This window comes from Caulobacter sp. P1_D6, assembly GCF_056406095.1.
In genome coordinates, this window is record NZ_JBFUAW010000016.1 from 1 (window position 1) to 21,102 (window position 21,102).

At 69.5% G+C, this 21,102-nt stretch carries 17 protein-coding genes and 1 pseudogene; 5 read left to right on the plus strand and 13 right to left on the minus strand.

The window, feature by feature from the left end:
* Window positions 1–134: 134 nt before the first annotated feature.
* Both AC1DYP_RS10755 and AC1DYP_RS10760 read left to right on the plus strand, forming a co-directional pair.
* Complete coding sequence (locus AC1DYP_RS10755; protein WP_477046320.1) at window positions 135–920, plus strand: DUF1295 domain-containing protein; 786 nt, start codon at window positions 135–137, stop codon at window positions 918–920.
* A 63-nt stretch (window positions 921–983) separates the two neighbouring features.
* Window positions 984–1,892 carry a hypothetical protein gene (locus AC1DYP_RS10760; RefSeq protein WP_477046321.1) on the plus strand — a complete coding sequence of 303 codons (909 nt, stop codon included), beginning with the start codon at window positions 984–986 and terminating at the stop codon, window positions 1,890–1,892.
* Between the two features lie 159 nt (window positions 1,893–2,051).
* Here AC1DYP_RS10760 and AC1DYP_RS10765 read toward each other — a convergent pair whose 3' ends face one another.
* On the minus strand, window positions 2,052–3,509 hold the full coding sequence (locus tag AC1DYP_RS10765; protein WP_477046322.1) for a carotenoid oxygenase family protein: 1,458 nt from the start codon (window positions 3,507–3,509) through the stop codon (window positions 2,052–2,054).
* Window positions 3,510–3,675: 166 nt separating this feature from the next.
* On the opposite strand from AC1DYP_RS10765, the gene AC1DYP_RS10770 reads away from it, so the two are divergent.
* Window positions 3,676–5,688 (plus strand): TonB-dependent receptor, encoded by a 2,013-nt coding sequence (locus AC1DYP_RS10770; RefSeq protein ID WP_477046323.1) that lies wholly within the window; start codon window positions 3,676–3,678, stop codon window positions 5,686–5,688.
* Window positions 5,689–5,825: 137 nt separating this feature from the next.
* Here AC1DYP_RS10770 and AC1DYP_RS10775 read toward each other — a convergent pair whose 3' ends face one another.
* Window positions 5,826–6,923, minus strand: a complete 1,098-nt coding sequence (locus tag AC1DYP_RS10775) for a L,D-transpeptidase family protein (protein ID WP_477046324.1) — start codon at window positions 6,921–6,923, stop codon at window positions 5,826–5,828.
* A gap of 92 nt (window positions 6,924–7,015) precedes the next feature.
* On the opposite strand from AC1DYP_RS10775, the gene AC1DYP_RS10780 reads away from it, so the two are divergent.
* Both AC1DYP_RS10780 and AC1DYP_RS10785 read left to right on the plus strand, forming a co-directional pair.
* Window positions 7,016–8,143 (plus strand): D-alanyl-D-alanine carboxypeptidase family protein, encoded by a 1,128-nt coding sequence (locus tag AC1DYP_RS10780; protein ID WP_477046325.1) that lies wholly within the window; start codon window positions 7,016–7,018, stop codon window positions 8,141–8,143.
* A 55-nt stretch (window positions 8,144–8,198) separates the two neighbouring features.
* Window positions 8,199–8,870 carry an arylesterase gene (locus AC1DYP_RS10785; RefSeq protein WP_477046326.1) on the plus strand — a complete coding sequence of 224 codons (672 nt, stop codon included), beginning with the start codon at window positions 8,199–8,201 and terminating at the stop codon, window positions 8,868–8,870.
* On the opposite strand, the gene AC1DYP_RS10790 is transcribed toward AC1DYP_RS10785, so the two are convergent.
* The 11 genes and pseudogenes from AC1DYP_RS10790 to AC1DYP_RS10840 all read right to left on the minus strand — a co-directional run bounded on the left by AC1DYP_RS10790 (window position 8,863) and on the right by AC1DYP_RS10840 (window position 21,088).
* On the minus strand, window positions 8,863–9,972 hold the full coding sequence (locus AC1DYP_RS10790; RefSeq protein ID WP_477046327.1) for a YeiH family protein: 1,110 nt from the start codon (window positions 9,970–9,972) through the stop codon (window positions 8,863–8,865). The genes AC1DYP_RS10785 and AC1DYP_RS10790 overlap by 8 nt on opposite strands.
* A gap of 136 nt (window positions 9,973–10,108) precedes the next feature.
* Entirely contained in the window at window positions 10,109–13,240 is a 3,132-nt protein-coding gene (locus AC1DYP_RS10795) for an efflux RND transporter permease subunit (RefSeq protein WP_477046328.1), read from the minus strand.
* Window positions 13,241–13,249: 9 nt separating this feature from the next.
* Complete coding sequence (locus AC1DYP_RS10800) at window positions 13,250–14,353, minus strand: efflux RND transporter periplasmic adaptor subunit (protein ID WP_477046329.1); 1,104 nt, start codon at window positions 14,351–14,353, stop codon at window positions 13,250–13,252.
* 142 nt (window positions 14,354–14,495) lie between these two features.
* The gene (locus tag AC1DYP_RS10805; RefSeq protein ID WP_477046330.1) at window positions 14,496–14,933 is read right to left on the minus strand and encodes a hypothetical protein; all 438 of its coding nucleotides are present in this window, start codon (window positions 14,931–14,933) and stop codon (window positions 14,496–14,498) included.
* A gap of 138 nt (window positions 14,934–15,071) precedes the next feature.
* Complete coding sequence (locus tag AC1DYP_RS10810) at window positions 15,072–15,428, minus strand: hypothetical protein (RefSeq protein WP_477032019.1); 357 nt, start codon at window positions 15,426–15,428, stop codon at window positions 15,072–15,074.
* 188 nt (window positions 15,429–15,616) lie between these two features.
* Entirely contained in the window at window positions 15,617–15,958 is a 342-nt protein-coding gene (locus AC1DYP_RS10815) for a hypothetical protein (protein ID WP_477046331.1), read from the minus strand.
* A gap of 184 nt (window positions 15,959–16,142) precedes the next feature.
* Window positions 16,143–16,343 (minus strand): annotated as a pseudogene (locus AC1DYP_RS10820) (helix-turn-helix domain-containing protein); the annotation flags it as partial.
* A gap of 41 nt (window positions 16,344–16,384) precedes the next feature.
* Window positions 16,385–17,401: an L-glyceraldehyde 3-phosphate reductase gene (gene mgrA, locus AC1DYP_RS10825; RefSeq protein WP_477046401.1), complete on the minus strand. Its 1,017-nt coding sequence runs from the start codon at window positions 17,399–17,401 to the stop codon at window positions 16,385–16,387.
* Between the two features lie 115 nt (window positions 17,402–17,516).
* Window positions 17,517–18,518, minus strand: a complete 1,002-nt coding sequence (locus tag AC1DYP_RS10830; protein ID WP_477046332.1) for a glycoside hydrolase family 5 protein — start codon at window positions 18,516–18,518, stop codon at window positions 17,517–17,519.
* Between the two features lie 99 nt (window positions 18,519–18,617).
* Window positions 18,618–19,346, minus strand: a complete 729-nt coding sequence (locus tag AC1DYP_RS10835; RefSeq protein ID WP_477032264.1) for a FadR/GntR family transcriptional regulator — start codon at window positions 19,344–19,346, stop codon at window positions 18,618–18,620.
* A 185-nt stretch (window positions 19,347–19,531) separates the two neighbouring features.
* On the minus strand, window positions 19,532–21,088 hold the full coding sequence (locus tag AC1DYP_RS10840; RefSeq protein WP_477046333.1) for a sodium/sugar symporter: 1,557 nt from the start codon (window positions 21,086–21,088) through the stop codon (window positions 19,532–19,534).
* Between the last annotated feature and the right edge of the window lie 14 nt (window positions 21,089–21,102).

Here is a 21,102-nt window from a genome sequence, read left to right on the forward strand (position 1 = left end):
GTGGGGGAGGTGTCGGCGCAGCCGACGGAGGGGGGAGTAGCGGTGAGGTGGGACCACTCCCCCCACCGGCGCCTTCGCGCCGCCTCCCCCACAGGGGGAGGGCCTTCCTTCCGTCGTCTCCGAAAGTTTCGCCTGTGCCCCTGCTGACCCTCCTCCTGATCAACGCCGCCGTCTCCGCCGTCGCCTTCGTGGCCCTCTGGCTGGTCGGCCTCCGCCTGAGGGACGTCAGCTTCGTCGACGCCTGGTGGAGCGTGGGCATGGCGATGATCGCCTGGACCACGCTGATCCAGGTCGGCGCCACGCCGCACGGCGTGCTGCTGACCGGGCTCTGCACGGCCTGGGCCATCCGCTTGGGCGGCTACCTGCTGTGGCGCTGGCGCAAGCAGGGGCCGGACCGCCGCTACGTGACCATGATGGCCCACGCCGAGACGACGCGCGGCTGGAGCTTCGCCAAGGCCTCGGGACTGATCGTCTTCCTGCTGCAATACCTGCTGCAGGTCGTCGTGGCCCTGCCGGTGCAACTGGGTCAGGTGATCTCGGCGCCGCTGGGCTGGCTGGCGGTCGCTGGAACGGTCCTGACCTTGATCGGCCTCTGCTTCGAGAGCGTGGGCGACTGGCAGCTGGTGCGCTTCAAGGCCGATCCCGCCAACGCCGGCAAGGTGCTGGACACCGGCCTGTGGCGCTACACCCGCCATCCGAACTATTTCGGCGACGCCTGCGTGTGGTGGGGCCTGTACCTGATCGCCGCCGAGACGGGCCTGGGCGCCTGGGCCCTGCCGGGGCCGATCCTGATCACCTTCCTGCTGACCCGCTGGAGCGGCGTGCCGACCGTCGAGGGACGGATGCGCCGCAAACGCCCGGACTACGAGGCCTATGTCGCCCGCACCTCGGGCTTCGTGCCGTGGTTTCCCAAGGGCTGAGCCGCACTGTACTTTCAGGCGAACGCATGTAACCCTCGATTGAATAATCAGGGAGGTATCGTCATGCGTAAGCGTTCGATGGCTTTGGCGGTCGCGGCCGCCTCGATCCTGCTCGCGCCCCAGGCGCTCACCCCGCGGGCCCAGGCCTTCGGCACCATCCGCAGCCTGGGCCAGAACGCCGAGCACGAGCGCATCACCCGCTCGGGCCTGGCTACGTTCGGGTTCGGCGCGGACTCCATGAGCGAGATCGCCGGCAAGAACGGCACCTGGGGCGCGGTCGGCGCGCCCGACAACCCGACGCGGGGCCTGATGAGCAGCAAGGCGGCCCATTGCGACGGCGGCGACTTCTTCGCCCCCGGCGCCTATCCGCAGAGCGCGGCCACCGCCCAGAGCATCCTGACCTCGTGCCGCACCTACATCCTCAACAACATCAACGCCGCGGTGACCGACGCCGCCGGTCTGGTGAAGCCGAACCTGCAGCTGGACAGCACCAGCATCTGGGGCGGCTGCACCTTCAACGGCGCTAAGGGTCGGGCCAAGTGCAACGTCTTCGAGGACATGGGCATGGCCTTCCACGCCGCCCAGGACTTCTACTCGCACAGCAATTGGATCGACGCGCCGCGCGCCACGCCGTCGATCGCCAATCCGCAAGGGCTGAACAACACCGGACCGGCGCCCTGGCTTGGCCCCACGCCGGTGACGTTCCCGACCGGCCTGATCAGCGGCTGCTACGACGGCTTTCCGGAGTCGCTGTATTGCGGCGGGCGGATCAAGCACGCGACGCTGAACAAGGACACCGCCGGCGCCGCCCGCGGCGCGGGCGGGGCCTACACCCGCGCCATGAACGTCGCCGCCCTGGACACCCGCAACAAGTGGGCCTTCTTCGAGACCCGGCTGGTCGCCGTCTACGGTCCGGCGCGGGCCGCCAAGATGATCTGCGTGCTGAAGCGGGATAATCCGGGGAGCTGCTAGGAGCCAGGATCCTTCTCCCCTTGCGGGAGAAGGTGTCGGCATAGCCGACGAATGAAGGGGTTAAGGCGCCTGACGGCGTGCAGGCAGGGCGTTCGAAGAAAGCGTTGGCGGCGTAACCCCTCGCCCTCCCATCGCTTCGCGACGGGCCCCTCCCTCTCCCTATGGGAGAGGGTTCAGGAGATGCCGCCCGGCCCACACCGCGTGCGTCCCGCTGCTGATCTTGTGCGGCAGGGCGATCCGGCAGGTCGGGGTCATGGTCCGGGCGTCGACCACCAGGCACTCCGACGTCCCCCGGTTCTCGTCGATGATGAAGCTGACCAGATAGCCGTCGTCCTCGGTCGTCGCGCCGACGCGCGGCGCGAACGGAGCCTCGCTGGCGTAGCGGCCGGGCTCCAGCGGCAGGGACCAGCTCACGCCCGTCTCCAGGTCGTGCTTGACGAAGCCGTTGAACAGGAACCAGCCCGGCTTGGCGGTGGTGGAATAGGCGTAGCGGTAGGGCCGCCCCGCATAGGCCTGGTTGAACATCCCGAACTCCAGGATCCGCTCGTCCAGGTGCCGCTCGGTGGTCTCGCCGGTCGCCAAGTTGAACCGCCAGCGATGCAGCCGGGGCCGGAAGCTGTGCTCGTCCAGATAGGCCATCAGGTGGCCGTGGCCCTCGGGCGCGTCCTCCAGCGGGCGCGGGGTGGGGTTCTCCTGGAAGTAACCGTCGAGCACGATCTCGTCGCCGTCCTCATAGGCATTGAGCCAGTGCAGCACGTAGGTCGGGGCGGCTTCGAACCAGCGGACCTCGCCGCCGTGGCGGGGGACGATGCCGAACCGCGAGGGCACGCCCTTGTGCAGGCGCACGGCGTGGATGTCGCGCTCCAGCAGGCCGGCGTCCCAGAACACCGGCAGGTCGTTGAGGATCGACCAGTTGGCCGTGAACGCCATGTCGTGCGGCAGGCGCGGGCCGGGCAGGTCGATCGGCTGGTAGACCGTGCGCCGGCCCGAGGCGTCGACCACGCCGTAGTGCATGTAGGGCGCGTGCTTGGAGTAGTTGAAGAACAATAGCTCGCTGGTGGCCTCGTCGACCTTGGCGTGGGCCGAGACGCCGTCCAGCGGGGCCCAGGCCGCGACGCCCAGGTTCTCCAGGGTCAGGGGATCCAGGCGATAGGCCTCGCCGCACTGGTAGAAGGTGGCGATCGCCTCGCCGCGATGGACGACGATGTCGGTGCTGGCGGTGTCCTTCAGGCTTCCATGGGCGCCGAAGCCCGGCCGCTTGGACGTGCCCGGGCTGTCGGCCAGCCCGCCCCACAGGCTCTCGCCCGCCTCCTGCTCGGCCTCGAAGCCGCGGGTGCGGATGAAGCGGTTGCGGTAGCTGGCCGCGCCGTCCTTGAATTCGATCTGATGCACCATGCCGTCGCCGTCGAACGGGTGATAGCGGCCCAGCGGCTGGTGCACGGGGTTCTCGGTGTTGCGCAGGTAGACGCCGTCCAGGTCGGTCGGGATCGCGCCTTCCAGCACCTCCAGATCGACCGCGTCGACCTCCTCGTGCAGCGGCGTCCAGGCGCCGGTCATGTAGGGATGGTTGGTCGGCTGGAGCGAGGTGCGGACCGGCGGCAGGCGATCAATCTTCATGGCGTGCTCCAGCGTCCCAGCGTCGTTCCGCGCCTTGGTTCGAGCTTAGGAAGGTCAGTCTTACTGTGCAAGCGACAGAAAGAAGTTGCGCCGTCGCGCGCCGCCATTCTTTCGTCGCGCCAACGGTTCAGCTGGTGCCCAGCGTTCGCCCGAGTGAGAGTCTCGCATGCCCTTCGACAGCCCGCCTCCCGCCGAAGCGCCCTATGTCGAACAGGTGATCGTCACCGCCGCCCGCTTGCCGCCGGCCGCGTCCGAGGCGGCGTTCTCGGCGGTGCATCTGAGCGAGCGTGACCTGGCCAAATCCCAGCGGGTCGACGAGGCGGTCGGTCAGACGCCGGGGGTCTCGCTGTTCCGGCGCACTTCCAGCCTGTCGGCCAATCCGACCACGCAAGGGATCAGCCTGCGGGCCATCGCCCCGTCGGGCGCGGGCCGGACCCTGGTCACCCTGGACGGCGTGCCGCTGAACGATCCGTTCGGCGGCTGGGTGATCTGGTCGCAGCTGGCGCCGGAGTCGCTGAGCGGCGTCGACATCGTGCGCGGGGCGGGGGCGGGGCCCTACGGGGCCGGCGCCCTGACCGGCGTCATCGGCCTGAAGGAGCGCGACGCGGGCATCGCCGGCGACGTCTCGGTCGGCGAACTGGGCTCGCGACGCGCCTCGGCGGCGGCGGTCTCGACCCTGGGGCGGTTCGAATTCTTCGGCGCGGCCTCCTACGACAAGTCCGACGGCTACGTGCCGGTGCGAGGCGACGCCCAGGGCGCGGCCGACACCCGGACCGACCTCGAGGCCAAGAGCATCTCCGGCCGCGTCGACATGGCCACGGGCCTGGGCCTTCTGTCGCTGCGCGGCGGGTTCTTCGAGGAGGATCGCGGGGCGGGCCTGGCCGGCGCGCGCGCCAACGCCTCGGGCAACGTGTTCAGCGCCACCCTGGTGCGCACCCCGCGCGGCGACGCCCTGGGCTGGCGGCTGCAGGCCTGGCGACGGACCAGCGACCTGTTCAACAGCTCGGTCTCGGTGGCCGCCAACCGCTCGGCGACCACGCCGGCCAACAGCCAGGACAAGACGCCGGCCACCGGCTGGGGCCTGAACGGCGCCCTGCGCCAGAAGATCGGCGGCGTGGAGTGGGAACTGGGCGCCGACGCCCGCCTCAACGACGGCGAGGAGCGCGAGCGCTACAGCTATTCCGGCGGCGCCTACACCCGCAACCGCGTGGCGGGCGGCAAGACCTCGGTGGTCGGGGCCTATGCCGACGGTTCGTGGACGCAGGGTCCGTGGCTGGTGGCCGGCGGCCTGCGGCTCGACCATTGGGAAAACACCGACGGCTTCCGCGTCGAGCGCAACGTCCTGACCGGGGCGGTGCTGCTGGACCAGCGCCCGGCCGACCGCGACGGCGAGGTGGTCAGCGGCCGCCTGGGCGTCACCCGCGAGATCGGCGACGGGACCACTGCGCGGGCGGCCGGCTACACCGGCTTCCGGCCCGCCAGCCTCAACGAGCTCTACCGCCCGTTCCGGGTGGGCAACGACGTCACCGAGGCCAATGCGGGGCTGAAGCCCGAGCGGCTGCAGGGACTGGAGGCGGGCGTCTCGCACAAGGGCGCCAAGGGGCTGGTCGAGGCCACGGCGTTCTGGAACCGGATCGACGATCCGATCGTCAACGTCACCCTGGGCGCCGGTCCCGGGACCTTCCCGATCGGCGGCTTCGTCCCGGCCGGCGGCGTGCTGCGCCAGCGCCAGAACGCCGGGACGATCGACGCCTTCGGGCTGGAAGGCCGCGCCGAGCGCAAGGTCGGGGTCGTGACCCTCAGCTCGGCCCTGTCGGTCACCGACGCGCGGCTGGACGGCGGTTCGACCGCCCCGCAGCTGACCGGCAAACGCCCGGCTCAAGCCCCGATCTGGAGCGCCACGGCGGGGCTGTCGGCCGAGCTGACCGAAAAGCTGACCTTGGCCACCGACCTGACCTGGGAGGGCAAGCGGTTCGAGGACGATCTCAACAGCCGCGTGCTCGACCCGGCCTATCGGCTGGACGCGCGGCTGGACTGGCGCGTGCGGCCGCTGGTGACGGCCTATGTGGCGGGCGACAACCTGCTGGACGCGAACATCCAGACGTCACGGACGGCGGATGGGGTGGCGGGGTATGCCGCGCCGCGTGTGGTGCGGGTGGGGTTGCGGGTGGCGATCTAGCGGCTCACCCACTTGCCCCCACCTGACCGTTTCGCGGTCTGTCCGCCCCCAAAGGGGGCGGAGGGTTGCCGATGCACCGCGCCCTCTTCCCCCCGTGGGGGAAGACGACCGCGCAGCGGTCCGTAGGGGGCAAGTGCTCACCGCACCGGCTTGCCCCGGAACACCACCTTCGCCCCCTTCTGCACGGCCTTGCCCAGCTCCGCCGCGTCCCAGTTGGTCAGGCGCACGCAGCCATGCGAGGCCCGCTTGTTGACCAGCCTCGGATCGGGCGTGCCGTGGATGCCGAAAGTGTCCTTGGTCAGGTCGATCCAAGTCGAGCCCACCGGATTGTTTGGCCCGGCCTTGATGGTAAGCTTGCCGGTCGGCTTGCCGAACGTCAGGCGCGTGGGGTCGTAGGTGTAGGTCGGGTTCGGGGCCAGCGTGTTGACCGCCCATTCGCCGACCGGGGCCGGGCGCTCGGTGCTGCCCACCGTGGCCGGATAGACCGCCAGCAGCTTGTCGCCGTCGGCATAGGCCTTCAGCGTCCCCTTGGCGTTGTCGATCTCGATGCGGGTGACCTTGCCGTCCAGCCCGTCGGGGCCGAGCGCGGCGACGATGATCGTGGTCCCGGCCTTGGCGAAGTCGACGCCGGGATTGAGGGCCTGCAGCAGCGGCTCGTCCATGTGGAACTTCTCGGCCAGCAGCTCCATCGGCGTGCCGTAGTTCATGGCCGGCAGCTTGGCCATCGCCTCGTAGTCGTCCTTGGGGATGTCCGGGGTGAACGGGCCGGCGACGTCCTGCTCGGTGATCACGTAGTCGGTCAGGGCCGGAGCGGCGTCGGCGGCCAGGGCGTCCCAGGTCGCGGGGCTCAGCTTGCCGTCGACGGTCAGGCGATGGGCCTCCTGGAAGGCGCTGAGCGCCAGGGTCAGATTGTTGCCCTCCTGGCCGTCGATCACGCCGGGCGAGAAGTGGGCGCGGTCCAGCAGCACCTGGGCGCGGGTCAGATAGGCCTTCTTGGCCTCGGGCGTCGTGGCGGCGGGGTCGAAGGCGGCGGCGTTGACCGCCTGGGCCATCGGCGAGGGCGCGGCCGGAGCCGGGGCGGGCGGGGCGGCGACCAGGGGCGGCGCGGGCTGCGGCGCGGGAGCGGCGGGCTTCGACGCGGCCGGCTTGTCCTGCGGGGGCGCGGGGTCGGAACAGGCCGTGGTGGCCATCATGCAGCCGAGCAGCAGAACGACGGGACGCAGGGTCGAGGGCATGTAACAACTCCGAGGCGGGAACGCCTTGCCCCTCTCAAGCCTTCAGCCATGGCGAAGTTCCACGGCGGTCCTCAGGACCAAGGAGCCACCGGTTGAAGATCCTGCGTCGGCTGATCTGGGTTGTGGGGGTGCTGCTCGTCCTCGTCGCGGCGTTCCTCGCCTGGGTGATGTGGCCCAGCCGTCCCCCGCCGGCCATGCCGCCGCCGTCGGTCTCGGCGCCGCGCGAGCCGCTGGCCTACGAGCCGCCGACCTATCTGCCGTCGAACGATCCGCCGGCCAACCCGACCTTCGGGGCGGCGCCAAGCGGCTCGCCCGAGGACTGCAACGCCGGCGGGGCCTCGGCCAGCGCCGCGCCGGTCAACGCGGCCTCTCTGACCACCATGGTCTGGACGCCGTTCGGACGCCCCGAGACCGGGTGGGAGATCTACGCCCCCCGCGTCACCTACGAGATCCAGACGGCCTGCGCGCCGGGCACGCCCCGCTTCGCCGCCGCCCTGGCGCGCTGGCAGGGCGGGCATGGGCTGAAGTCGACCGGGACCTTTGATCCGGAGACCTTCAAGGTCATGCTGGTGCGCTGGCATAGGGCGCGGCCGTTCGTGAAGGTCAACGGCGAGGGGATCTGCCCCGGCGCGCCGTCGGTGGCGACCCTGTCGACCGCCAAGCCCGAGGAGAGCTACGGCGGCAAGACCATCCAGCTGCGCCCGGGCGCGATGGACGCCTATCGCCGGATGGTCGCCGAGGCCAAGGCGGCGGGGGTGGTGCGCGATCCGCGCGTGCTGACCCTGTTCTCCGGCTTCCGCGACCCGGCCGCCGACGCCGCCCGTTGCGCGCGGGACAACAACTGCCAGGGCGTGTCGCGCACCATCTGCTCGGCCCACCGCACGGGCCTGGCCATGGACCTGTTCATCGCCGCCGCGCCGGGCTTCGGGCCGGACTCCAGCGCCGATCCCAACCGGCTGGCGATGAGCCGCTCGGACGCCTATCGCTGGATGGTCGCCAACGCCGGGCGGTTCGGCTTCGTCAACTACGTGTTCGAGCCCTGGCACTGGGAGTGGACCGGCGAGCCGATGCTGCCGGGCGTGCCGATCAACAGCCTGCCGCTGTCCGGCTCGGGCCGTCCTGGCGACCCGCTGCTCGCGCCGCCTCCGACGCCGGCGCCGCCTGCCGCCACCAAGCCGTCGCCGCCGACGAAAGATCGTCCGCAACCGAAGCGGTCATGAAACTTCCTGATTTCGTGGACATTGTCTGCACGACAGCCACGTCACATAGGAAGCCATGAGCTTCGCCGCACCGCGCTTTCTCGACCGTCGCCGGATGCTCGCCGGCCTTCTGCTCGCCACCCAGGTCGCGGCCGGACCGCGCCCGGTCGCCAGGCCGCCGGTGATCACCGTGCTGGGCGATTCCATCACCTCGGGTCTCGGCCTTCCGGCGCGAGCCGCCATGCCCGCCCAGCTGCAGGCGGCCCTGATCCGGATGGGCGTCGCCGCCACGGTGCGGGCGGCTGGAGTGCCTGGCGAAACCAGCGGCGGCGGCTTGGCGCGGGTCAATTACAGCGTCGCGCGCGACACCGCCCTGTGCGTCGTCGCCCTGGGCGGCAACGACCTGCTGCAGGGGATCGAGCCCCGGGTGACCAAGGCCAATCTGCGCGCCATCCTGCAGAGCCTGCGCGACCGGCGGATCGGCGTGGTGCTGGTCGGGGTCGGCGCGCCGACGTTGTTCGGCCAGGCCTATGCGCGGGAGTTCAACGCCGTCTATCCGGCCCTGGCGCGCGAGTTCTCGGCGCCGCTCTATCCCAATATCCTGGCCGGGGTCGGCGGCTCGCGACAGCTGATGCAGGGCGACGGCATCCACCCCAACGCGGCGGGGGCGCGGGTGATCGGCGACCGCCTGGCGCCGCTGGTGGCCCAAGCGCTGCGGGCGATCCCCGCCCAGACGGCGGCTAGGTGAAGAACTCCACGGCGACCAGCACCACCCCGGCGATCCAGATCGTCTCGAAGACCATCAGCGCCACGGGCCGCCAGCCGGCGGTCATCAAGTCCTTGAACGAGGTCTTCATGCCCAGGCCCGCGATGGCCGTGACCAGGCACCAGCGCGACACCTCGTTGGCCGCGTCGGTGACCGGCTTGGCCAGCCAGCCCAGGCTGTTGACGATCACCAGCACCGCGAAGCCGATCAGGAACAGCGGCACGGTCGGCCTGGCGCCGCCGGTCGCGCCGGGACCCATGCGGGCCACGACGAAGGCGATGCCGAACACCACCGGCAGCAGCATGGTCACCCGCAGCAGCTTCACATAGGTCGCCACGTCGCCGGTGTGGGGCGAGATCATGTAGCCGGCGCCCACCACCTGGGCGACGTCGTGGATGGTGCCGCCCAGGAAAATCCCCGCCCGGGTGTGGTCCAGGTGCAGGGCCGCGGTCAGCAGCGGATAGGTGATCATGGCGATGGTCGACAGGGCCGTGACTGTGACGACGGCCAGGATGGTGTCGCGCTCGGCGTCCTTGCCGCGCGGCAGGACCGAGGCGATGGCCAGGGCCGCCGAGGCCCCGCAGATGCCGACCGCGCCGCCCGACAGCACGCCGAAGCTGGAGCGCAGGCCCATCCGTTTGGCCAGGAACGCGCCCAGGGCGATGGTCGAGCCGATGCCGACGATCACCGTGATGATCGGCGTCAGGCCCAGACCCAGGATCTGGCTGGCGGTGATGCGCGCGCCCAGCAGGGCGACGCCGAACCGCAGGATGGCCTTGGACGAGAACTCGATGCCCGGGATGCAGCGGCCTTCCTGGTGCAGGAAGTGGAAGGTCATGCCGAACAGCAGGGCGAACAGCATGACCGGCGCGCCGTAGTGCTGGGCCAGCCATTGCGAGGCCAGGGCGATGGTCACCGCCACCAGCACGCCGGGATAGAGCTTGATCAGGGCCGCCTGGCCGGGGAAGCGAGCCCGGGCCTTCGTCGCGACGGCGGGTTCGGGGCGCGACAGGCCTTCCATGCCCTCCAGCGACTGGAAGAGGGCCCGCGCGGCGGCGGTGTCGGTGTCGAGATCGGAGTTCATCGTAGGGCCCTGGGCCGGCGAGTCGCGCCGGCTGCTCCGATCGAGACCCGATGCCGGGGGCGGGGACAAGCCAAAAATAAACCCCTCGCCGCTGGGACGAGGGGTTTGACTTGGCGTCCGACGCTAGGGGCCGGGGTTAAAGCTCCCGGCCGCCGCCGCTGATGATCGGCTCGGGCTTGTGCCCGTGCGTGTGGCTGGGCGCGGCGTGCTGGTGCTTGAACATGTTGTCGACGATCTTGCCGGACCAGTTCTTCAGCATGTCCATGAACACGAACACCACCGGGATGTAGAGCAGCGACAGGAAGGTCGAGGTGATCAGGCCGCCGATGACCGCGATGGCCATCGGGGCGCGGAACTCGACGTCGGCGCCGAAGCCCAGGGCCACCGGCATCATGCCCGCGGCCATGGCGACCGTGGTCATGATGATCGGCCGGGCCCGCTTGTGGGCGGCGTCGAGCAGGGCCTCGCGGCGGGTCATGCCGCCCTTCATGGCCATGATCGCGTACTCGACCAGCAGGATCGAGTTCTTGGCCGCGATGCCCAGCAGCATCAGGATGCCGATCAGGGTCGCCATCGAGAAGCTGCTCTTGACCAGGACCAGCAGCCCGAAGGCGCCGCCGATCGCCAGGGGCAGGGCGGCCATGATGGTCACCGGGTGGGCGAAGCTGCGGAACAGCAGCACCAGCACGACGTACATCAGCAGGATGCCGGTGATCAGGGCGGCGGCGAAGCCGCTGACCATCTCCTGGATGAACTCGGCGTCGCCGGCCGCCACTTCCTTGACGCCGGCCGGCAGGGTCTTGACCGACGACAGCTCGTGGACCCGCTTGCTGGCCTCGCCGACCACGATGCCGTCGAGTTCGGCGGTGATCTCGGCCACCCGGGCCCGGTCCTGACGCGAGATCTGCGACGGGCCGGCGCCGTAGCGCACGTCGGCCACCGCGTTCAGCGGCACCGAACCGCCGTGGCTGGACGGGACCTTGAGGGTCTCGAGCACCGACATGTTCTCGCGCGCGTCGTCGGTCAGGCGCAGACGGATCGGCACCTGGCGGTCGCCCAGATTGTACTTGGGCAGGGACTGGTCGATATCGCCGATCGTGGCGACCCGCACGGCCTGCGAGATCGCGCCGGCCGAGACGCCGGCCCGCGCGGCCTGGTCGGGCTTGGGCGAGACGATGATCTCCGGACGGGCGATGGCCGCGGTGTTGACCACGTTGGCCAGGCCCGGGACGGTGCGCATCTGGGCCTCGACCGAGCGGGCGGCGGCTTCCAGTTGCTGGCCGTTGTCGCCGACCAGACGCAGGGTGTAGCTGGACCCGTCGCTGGGACCGCCGCCGTTGTTGCTGCCGGCCCCGATCCGCGCGCCGGGGATCGCCTTGAACTGGTCGACCATCAGGCGGCTGAAGTCGCGCTGGCTCATCCGTTCGCCCTTGGGCGTCAGGTCGGCGGTCAGCGAGGCCTTGTTGACGCCGTCGCTGCCGACCGCGGCGTAGACCCCGGTCACTTCGGGACGGGCCAGCAGGTCGCGGGTCATGCGCTGGGCGATGGCGTCGGTCTCGTTCAGCGTCGCGCCGGGCGGCAGTTCGACGCTGAACGGCGCGCGGCCGCGGTCGGCCGCCGGCTGGAACTCGAACGGCAGGCGCGTGGCCAGGAAGCCGGTGCCGATCAGCATCGGAATGGCCAGCAGGGCCACGACGACCTTGTGCGACAGCGACCAGTTCAGGCTCTTCAGATAGGGGCCCATCCACGCCGGATCCTTGTCCGGCTTGTGGTGGGCCTTGAGCATGTAGGCGCCCATCAACGGCGTCAGCATGCGGGCGACCACCAGGGAGAACAGCACCGAAACGCAAGCCGCCAGGGCGAAGGCCTTGAAGAACTGGCCGATGATCCCCGGCATGAAGCCGACCGGCGCGAACACCGCCACGATGGTGAAGGTGGTGGCCACGACCGCCAGACCGATCTCGTCGGCGGCCTCCATGGCCGCGTGGTAGGGCGATTTGCCCCCGCGCATGTGGCGGACGATGTTCTCGATCTCGACGATGGCGTCGTCGACCAGGATCCCGACGGTCAAGGACAGGGCCAGCAGGGTGACGCCGTTCAGCGACTGGCCCAGCGGCGCCATGACCGCGAAGGTCGGCAGCAGCGACAGCGGGATGGCCACGGCGGCGAGGAAGGTGGCGCGCCAGTCGCGCAGGAACAGCAGCACCACCAGCACCGCCAGCAGGGCGCCCAGGCCCAGCGCCTCGAGCGAAGCGTAGTAGCTGTCCTCGATGTATTTCACATTCGAGGTCAGTTCGACGATCTGCAGTTCGGGGTGCGCCTTGTCGAGCTTCTCGACCTCCTCGCGGACCTTCTCGGCGACCTTGACCTCGGAGGCGCCGCGCGAGCGGACCATGTTGAAGGTCACGACTTCCTGGTTGTTGAAGCGCGCCTGATCGCGCGGCTCGGCCCAGTGGTCGGTGACCTCGCCCAGGTCGCCCAGGCGCACGGTCTCGCCGTTGTTCAGCTGGACGCGGGTCTCGCGCAACTGGTCGACGGTGTTGGCCGCGCCCAGGGTGCGGATGGCGCGCTCGGAGCCCGAGACGGTCACCCGCCCGCCCGGCAGGTCGGCGTTGGCCGATTGCAGCGCCTGGCTGACCTCGGCCGCCGTGACCCCGCGCGCCGCCAGGCGATCTGGATCGAGCGCCACCTGGATCTCGCGGCTGACGCCGCCCTGGCGATTGACCTCGCCGATGCCCTTGATGGCCAGCAGGGCCCGGCTGACGTCGTGGTCGACGAACCAGCTGCGTTGTTCGGGCGTCAGCGTCGGGGCCTGGACCACGTAGGTGATCAGCGGATTGCCCGAGATGTCGATGCGCGTGACGTTGGGGATCTGCATGTCCTGCGGCAGCGAGCTCTGCAGGTTGGACATGGCGTTGCGGACGTCGTTGGTGACCCGCTCGTGGTCGACGCCCAGCTCGAACTCGATGAAGGTCGAGGAATAGCCGTCGCCGACCGTCGAGCTGATGTGGCGAACCTGGCCCAGGCCGGCGATCGAGTCCTCGATCAGCCGCGTGACCTGGGTCTCCAGCTCGGTCGGGGCCGCGCCGGGGCGCGAGGCGTTGACGATCACCAGCGGCAGGTCGACGTCCGGGTTGTCGTTGATGCGCATGCTGGTGAAGCCGGAGATCCCGGCCAGGGTGAGCAGCACGAACAGCAGGATGACGGGGATCGGGTTCTTGATCGCCCAGCGCGAGATGTTGTTGTGGTTAGGGCTCGGATTTTCCATCGCGATCCCCTAGCGCTTGGCGGCGACGGCGGGAGCCGCCCGGGCCGTCGGCGCGGCGGCGGCGATGCGCACCGCGTCGTTGTCGCCCAGGAAGCCCGCCCCGTCGACCACGACGCGCTCGCCGGCGTTCAGGCCTTCGGCCGACGTCATGTCGGCGTTGCGCGCCAGGATGTCGATGCGCCGGAAGCGGGCGTGGTTGTTGGCGCCGACCACGAACACGCCGGGCTGGTTCTGGCGGTAGAGGATGGCGGCGGTCGGGATGGTCGGGGCGGGGCGGTTGCCGGCCGCGATCTGGGCGCGGGCGAACATGCCCGAGCGGAAGCCGCCGCCGGGCGCCAGGCTGATGCGGGCCAGACCGACGCGGGTCTGGACGTTGACCTCGGACGTGACGATGCGGACCGTGCCGGTGGTCTGGCCGACCTGGTCGGAGGTTACCGTGGCGGGCATGCCGGCCTGGATGGCCAGCAGGTCGGCTTCGGGGACCTCGGCGTCCAGCTCCAGTCGGCCGTCGCGGACGATGCGGAACAGCTCGGTCCCGGCCGAGACGATCTGGCCCTTGGTGACGCTGCGGCGGCTGATCAGGCCCGAGACCGGCGCGCGGATGGCGGCCTGGCCGAGGCGGGCGGTGGTCTCGTTGCGCGAGGCGTCGGCGGCCGCCAGCTGGGCGAGGGCCGTCTGCTGGCGGGCGGTGGCGGTGTCGAGCGAGGCTTGCGACAGATAGCCCTTGGCCTGCAGCTCGCGCGAGCGGCCCAGCGCCGCCTGGGCCTCGGCCAGGGTGGCCTTGGCGCTGGCCACGGCGGCTTCCTGCTGGCGCAACTGGGCGCGCAGCATGGTGTCGTTCAGGGCGACCAGGATCTGGCCCTGGCGTACGGTCTGGCCTTCCTCGGCGTTGACCGACACGGCGGTCAGGCCGCCGGTCTCGGCGCCGACGGGCACCTCTTCCCAGGGCGTGACGGTGCCGGAGGCGTTGATGATCCGCGGCAGCGACTGGATGCTCACCACGGCGACGCTGACGGTCTGGCTGGCGGTCTGCGAGGGCTTGGGCGTCTTGGCCTTGGCCTTGTCGCCATGGTCGCAAGCGGCCAGCCCCAGGACGCCGATGCAGAGCACCACGGGTAACGCAGTCGAACGCAGGCCGCGTTGTTTGATCCGTTGATGCACGACCACCTCAGCTCCGATTATTTGAACAGCCAACGCCTTCTAGCCGAGAAACGCTGTTCACCGGATTAAATGATCGTAAGGAGGCGCGGCGAGATCAGGCCAGCCGGTCTGGACGAGGTCCGGAGCGCCGTCCGGCGTTCCAGGCGCCGATCAAAAGGGCGCCCATCACCAGGTAACTGAGCAGGCTGCCGGCCACGTAATAGGCGCGGGGGATGATCTGCCTGTCGATCGCGGCGGCCAGATGAACCAGGGCGCTGACGCCCTGGAAGGCCACGGCCGCCATGGTCCACCAGCGATCCGAGGTGAGGGCCAGGTAGAGCAGCACCAGCAGCAGCAGCATGTCGACCACCAGCACGCCGCTCTGGGCGCCGAGGGTCTGCTGGTCGTCCTGCACCAGGGGGCTGACGAACCAGGCCGCGACCATGGCCGTCGCAGCGACCCGCTCGACCCAGCGTCCGCGCCAGATGGCGAAGCCGCAACAGGTCAGCAGCACGGCGAGGCTGAACAGCTGGTCGGGGGTCTGGACGTACATCCGCGGTGTTTTCTGGGGGGCGAGGTTTCGGCAGGATAACCTGATCCGCGGCCGAAACCGATCCACCAAGTCGCGGGCCCGATCACATGTGGGGGTGCAGTGGTCGGGCCCGCGGCGCGAGGCCTGAGGGGGGAGGGTTCAGGCGACTTCGCGCGTGGTCGGCACGGCCCGCAGGCTGCCGATCAAGCTGGGGGGCGGCTTCTTGCCGCCGCCGCCGAAGGAAACGGCCGAGAGGCCGATGTCGTGCTGGGCCTTGCTGAGGCCCTGGTGGGTTTCGAGGATGTTCTGCCGGGCCACGCCCAGGGCGCGCATCGTCTCGATCGCGCTGATCAGGGCGTCCTGGCCGACCATCACCGACAGGTTGGCGGCTTCCCGCGAGGCCGGCATCAGGGTGGTCAGGGCGGCGGTGCTGGCGATGGCCGCGTCGATGGCCTTCTCGGCGGCGAACAGGGCTTCGGCGACGGCCTCGGCGGCCTGACGGCGTTCCTTGAGCATGACGGTTCTCCTCGCGCCGCCCATGTGTCTGGGGGAAGCGGCGCGTCATCGGGTGAAGTTGGAGAGCGTCCGGGACGCGACGGTCTAGAACAGGCCCCGAAGGGCGTGCAGGCCGGCGAGCAGGGATCCGAACGCGAAGGCGGTCGCGAGCATCACGGCGGCGATGAACGCCAGCCGTTGGCCGACGGTCAGGTCATTGGGGCCTCCCCAAGTTCCGAACGGCCTGGAGAGAGGAAGCTCTCGTCCATCAGGGCGCCGGCCACGCAGAGAATCTCCCGCAGCACCATTTCCGGCGGTTTGAAATTCGCCTGCTTGCGCGTCGCGCTGACCAGGTCCGACGCCATCATGGCGCTCTGGGCGGTCGCCGCCAGGCTGGCGAGCTGACGTTCCAGTTCGGTCCAGGTGAAGCCCGGAACCCGCTCGTCCTGCGAGTTGAGGGTCGGCCAGGTCTTGTGAAAGTTCAGGGCGTCGCGGCGCAGGCTGAGGGCCTGGTCGATCGCGTCCTTCTGGGAGTCCGTGAGTGGCGGCACGTGCTGTTCCTTCCTCGATATCGCGGCCTTCGACCTCGCGGTCGGTTCGCCGTGAAACCTCGACGGGGTCAAAAGACCTGGAGGGAGGATGAGCAGGGGCGGGAGGGGGGGCTAGTCCCGCCGCGTCGGACCCCGACGCGATCGGAGGGGGGGTCTGGTTGCGCGGCGAGACCAGGCGGGCGGCCTCGTAGCGGTCGGTGACGCCCAGGCGTCGCCGCGCCTTGTCCAGGTGCCAGTCGACGGTGTGCTTGGACAGGCCGAGCCGACGCGCGATCTCCTTCGAGCTGAGATGCTCGTCCACGAGACGCAGGCAATCACGCTCACGCGGCGTCAGTCGCTCCATACCGCTCACTGTCCGGTCCAAGCCGTCGGCCCCCACGTTCATGGGTTGATTGTATTCCGAAGGCGCTCCACCGCAAGGTGCGGTCAGCTCCTCGGCAAATCCGAGGCTGCCAGATTGGACGAAATCTTCCACAGGTCGATGGCGCCCTCGGTCGCGTGGCGGTCGATCTCGCCCAATTCCTCGGCGGTGAAGGCCAGGGTGTTCAGCGCCGCCAGCGAGTCCTCGAGCTGGGCCACGGTGCGCGCGCCGATCAGGGCCGAGGTGACGCGCGGGTCGCGCAGCACCCAGGCCAGGGCCATCTGGGCCAGGCTCTGGCCGCGGGCCTTGGCGATCTCGTTCAGCGCCTGGATGCGGGCGATGTTGTCGGCGCTCAGCAAGTGACCGCCCAGCGAGCCGGCCTTGGCCGCGCGGGAATCCTGGGGCACGCCGCCCAGGTACTTGTTGGTCAGCATGCCCTGGGCCAGCGGCGAGAAGGCGATGCAGCCGACGCCGAGATCTTCCAAGGTGTCGAGCAGGCTGTCCTCGATCCAGCGGTTCAGCATCGAATAGGACGGCTGGTGGATCAGCAGCGGCACGCCTTCCGACTTCAGGATGGCGGCGGCCTGGCGGGTCAGGTCGGGCGAATAGGACGAGATGCCGACGTACAGCGCCTTGCCCTGCCGGTGCAGGTGGGCCAGGGCGCCCATGGTCTCTTCCAGCGGCGTGGTCGGGTCGACGCGGTGCGAATAGAAGATGTCGACATAGTCCAGGCCCATGCGCTTGAGGCTCTGGTCGCAGCTGGCGATCAGGTATTTGCGCGAGCCGCCGACGCCGCCGTACGGGCCCGGCCACATGTCCCAGCCGGCCTTGGTCGAGATGACCAGTTCGTCGCGGTGGGCGGCGAAGTCGGCGGCCATGACCCTGCCGAAGTTCTCCTCGGCCGAGCCGTAGGGCGGGCCGTAGTTGTTGGCCAGGTCGAAGTGGGTGACGCCCAGGTCGAACGCCCGGCGCAGGATGGCGCGGCCGGTCTCGAACACGTCCGCGCCCCCGAAGTTCTGCCACAGGCCCAGCGAGATCGCCGGCAGGTCCAGGCCGCTGCGGCCGGTCCGGCGATAGGGCATGGCGTCATAGCGGGTCGGGGCGGCGACGTAGGGCTTCTGCACGGGAACATCCTGTGTGGGGAGAGCACGAGGGCGCGGATGGAATGGCCTGAAACGCGCGCCCTGTCATCCCGGATCAGCGCGGAACCAGCGCCCCGTGGATCGGCTCGACCCATGCATCCTTCTTGATGTCGTAGGCGATGAAGTCGCTGTCGAACTGCCAGTAGGCCCAAGCCCAGCCGCGGGCCTCGGCCTCGCGGGCGGCGGCGGCGGTGTAGGCGACGCGCGAGGCCGTGTCGCCCTTGTCGTAGGCGCCGAACTCGCCCAGCAGCATCGGGCGGTCGTGCGCCTTGGCCCAGGCCTGGACGCCGTCGAAGTCGGTCTTCATCCGCTGGCGCTCGGCCTCCGTGCCCCAGGTGACGCCCAGCTTGGGCGTGTCTGGATTCCACGATGCGCCCTGGTGGGTGAACTCCATGGGCAGATAGTAGTGGACGGTGGCGATCAGATGCCGGTCGGCCTCCGGCAGCTTCAGCTGGTCCAGGTGGCTGATATTGTTCCAGAAGGCCGGGCCGACCACGACGTTGCGGGTCGGGTTGGTGGCGCGGACCACCGGCAGCAGCTCGGCCACCCAGGCGTTCCACACCTCGTCGGTCAGGCCCTTGCAGGGCTCGTTCAGCAGCTCGAACACCACGCCGTCGGGGGCGTCCTTGTAGTGCTCGCCGATCTGCTTCCAGAAGGCGACCAGCTTGGGTTTGCAGGCGACGGGGTCCTCGCCGCAGACGTTGAAGTCGTGCTCGTCCAGGATGACGGTCAGCTTCTGGGCCAGGGCGGCCTGGACCACCTGGTCCAGCGTCTTCAGCCAGGTCGGGTCCAGCCGGTTGTCGGCGTCCATGTGCGAGAAGGCGTGCAGGTTCAGCCGCACAGTGTCGAACCCGCCGTCCTTGATGGTCTTGAAATGGCGCATCTGGAAGCGGGCCTTGGCCGGGTCCTTCCAGATCGGGTCGTAGCCCAGGACGTTGATCCCCCGGGTCATGGCCTTGACCTGGTCCCGCGCCGAGATCTCGCGCGCTGCGGCCGGCATGGCGACGAGGGACGACAGCACGGCGCAGGCGGCCAGAACCTTGAAGGCTTTGAGCATGGCGTTTCCTCGGGCGGCCTCTGGGGATCTTGAGCGTGACAACGCTGTCAGAATTACCCGGAAAACGCCGGCGCGCAACGCCCCATCCGGCGCCGGTCGTCAGGCGTCGCGGCGGGCGGAGGCGGACTCGGTGTCGGGCGAGGCAGCGCGGATCAGGTCCAGCACGTCGACCAGGATGATCTGCATGGCCTTCTGGGCGGCCTCGGCGTCGCGGGCGAAGATCGCGTCGGCCACGTCCTCGTGCGAGGGGATCGAGGCGGTGCGGCCCTTGATGCGGTTGGTGAAGCGGATCGAGATCCGCAGGGCGGTGTTCACCAGCTCGTGCAGGTCGCGATAGAACGGGTTCTTGGTGGCGTTGAGGATCGCCACGTGGAAGGCGATGTCGGCCGACAGCGGATCGTCCTCGCCCCCGGCGGCGGCCTTCATGCGGTTCAGCGCCTTGCGGATGCCTTCCAGCCCGGTCTCGTCGGCGTTGCGGGCGGCCAGGGCGGCGGCGGCGGGCTCGATGCCCAGTCGCATCTCGGTGAACTCGGCCAGCAGGCGCAGGGAGAACTTGCGCTCCAGCATCCAGCGCAGGACGTCGGGGTCCAGCAGGTTCCACTCGTTCTCGGGCTCGACCACGGTGCCGTGACGGGGGCGGGCGCTGAGCAGGCCCTTGGCGGTCAGCATCTTGACCGCTTCGCGGGTGACGGTGCGGCTGGCGCCGAACTGCTTGGACAGCTCGCCTTCGGTGGGGAAGCCGACCTGAGCGTATTCACCGGTGACGATGGCCTGCCCCAGGGACTCGACGAGTCCATAGGTCAGACTGAGGCCCGGCTGCGTACGGATCACCAAGTTCTCGCCCCCAAAAACGCTTCTCGAACTGTTGTCGTCGAAATAGGTCTGACCTTGTGTAGCGTGCTTCGTTCACGCCCGGAACAATCATGTCAAAGATGAAAGCCCCGCCACGGCGACCGTGACGGAGCTTTCGGTTCAGGCTTGGGCGATCATCGAGGAAAACGCCGCCCGCATCATCACCACCAGACGGCGTAGAGGGCGATCAGGATCAGGATCACGCCCAGGCCGGCGATGTTGAAGCCAGTGGTGGTCTTGTAGCTGACGCCTTCCAGCGACACGACGTTGACCACCTTCTTCTGGGGCGCGACCAGCGACACGACGATCGCGGCGGCCAGGGCCAGCAGGAACACCCAGCCGACGCGGTTCATGAACGGCATGTCCGGCATGCCGAACTTCAGGGCCAGCGACAGGATCACCGAGCCGGCCGTGGCCACCAGGGCGCTGGCGGTGGTGGCGCGCTTCCAGAACAGGCCCAGCATGAAGATCACCACGATGCCCGGGGTGAAGAAGCCGGTGTATTCCTGGATCAACTGGAACACCTGGTCGGCGCCGCCCAGCAGGGGCTTGGCGGCTATGATGCCGACAATCACCGCGACGACGGCGGCGATGCGGCCCACCAGGACGAGGTGCTGTTCCGACACGCCCGGCTTCTGCTTGGCGTAGATGTCGAGCGTGAAGATGGTGGCGATCGAATTGATCTTGGCCGCCAGCGACGCGATGATCGCCGCGACCAGGGCCGAGAACACCAGGCCCAGCAGGCCGGGCGGCAGCAGCTTCATCATCTCGGGATAGGCTTGGTCGGGCTTGAGCAGGTTCGGGGCCAGGACCAGGGCGGCCAGGCCCGGCACCACGACGATCACCGGCATCAGCAGCTTCAGATAGGCGGCGAAGGCGATGCCCTTCTGGGCCTCGGCGATGTCCTTGGCGCCGAGGGCGCGCTGGATGATGTACTGGTTGAAGCCCCAGTACGAGACGTTCATCACCCACAGGCCGCCCAGAAGCACCGACAGGCCCGGCAGCTCCTTGTAGTGCGGGCTGGTCTTGTCGAGGATCATCTTGAAGTGTTCGGGGAACTGGGCGGTCAGCTGGGTGAAGCCGCCGATCACGCCGCCGTCGCCGCCGATCTTGTCGAGCGACAGGTAGACGATGATCAGCCCGCCCATGACCAGCAGGGCCACCTGGACGATGTCGGTCAGGGCCACGGCCTTCAGGCCGCCCCACAGCTGATAGGCCAGGGCGAACACGCCGATGATGATCAGGGCGGTCATCTGGTCGACGCCGGTCACGGTGTGCACGGCGATCGAACCCAGCCACAGGATCGAGGTCAGGTTCACGAAGACGTACAGGCCCAGCCAGAACACGGCCATCAACGTGCGCACGCTGGGTCCGTACCGCTGCTCCAGGAACTGCGGCATGGTGCTGATGTTGTTCTTCAGGAAGATCGGCAGGAAGAACTTGCCGACGATCAGCAGGGTCAGGGCCGCCATCCACTCGTACGAGGCGATGGCCAGGCCGATGGCGTAGCCCGAGCCGCTCATGCCGATGATCTGCTCGGCCGAGATGTTGGCGGCGATCAGCGAGGCGCCGATGGCCCACCAGGGCAGGGCCTTGCCGGCCAGGAAGTAGTCGGTGGAGTCCTTCTTGTGCCCGCCCTTGTCGCGGGAAACCCACTGGGCCAAGCCGAAGATGGCGACGGCGTAGATCGCCAGGATGACGAAATCGATGGTTCTCACTGGGGTCCCCCCTT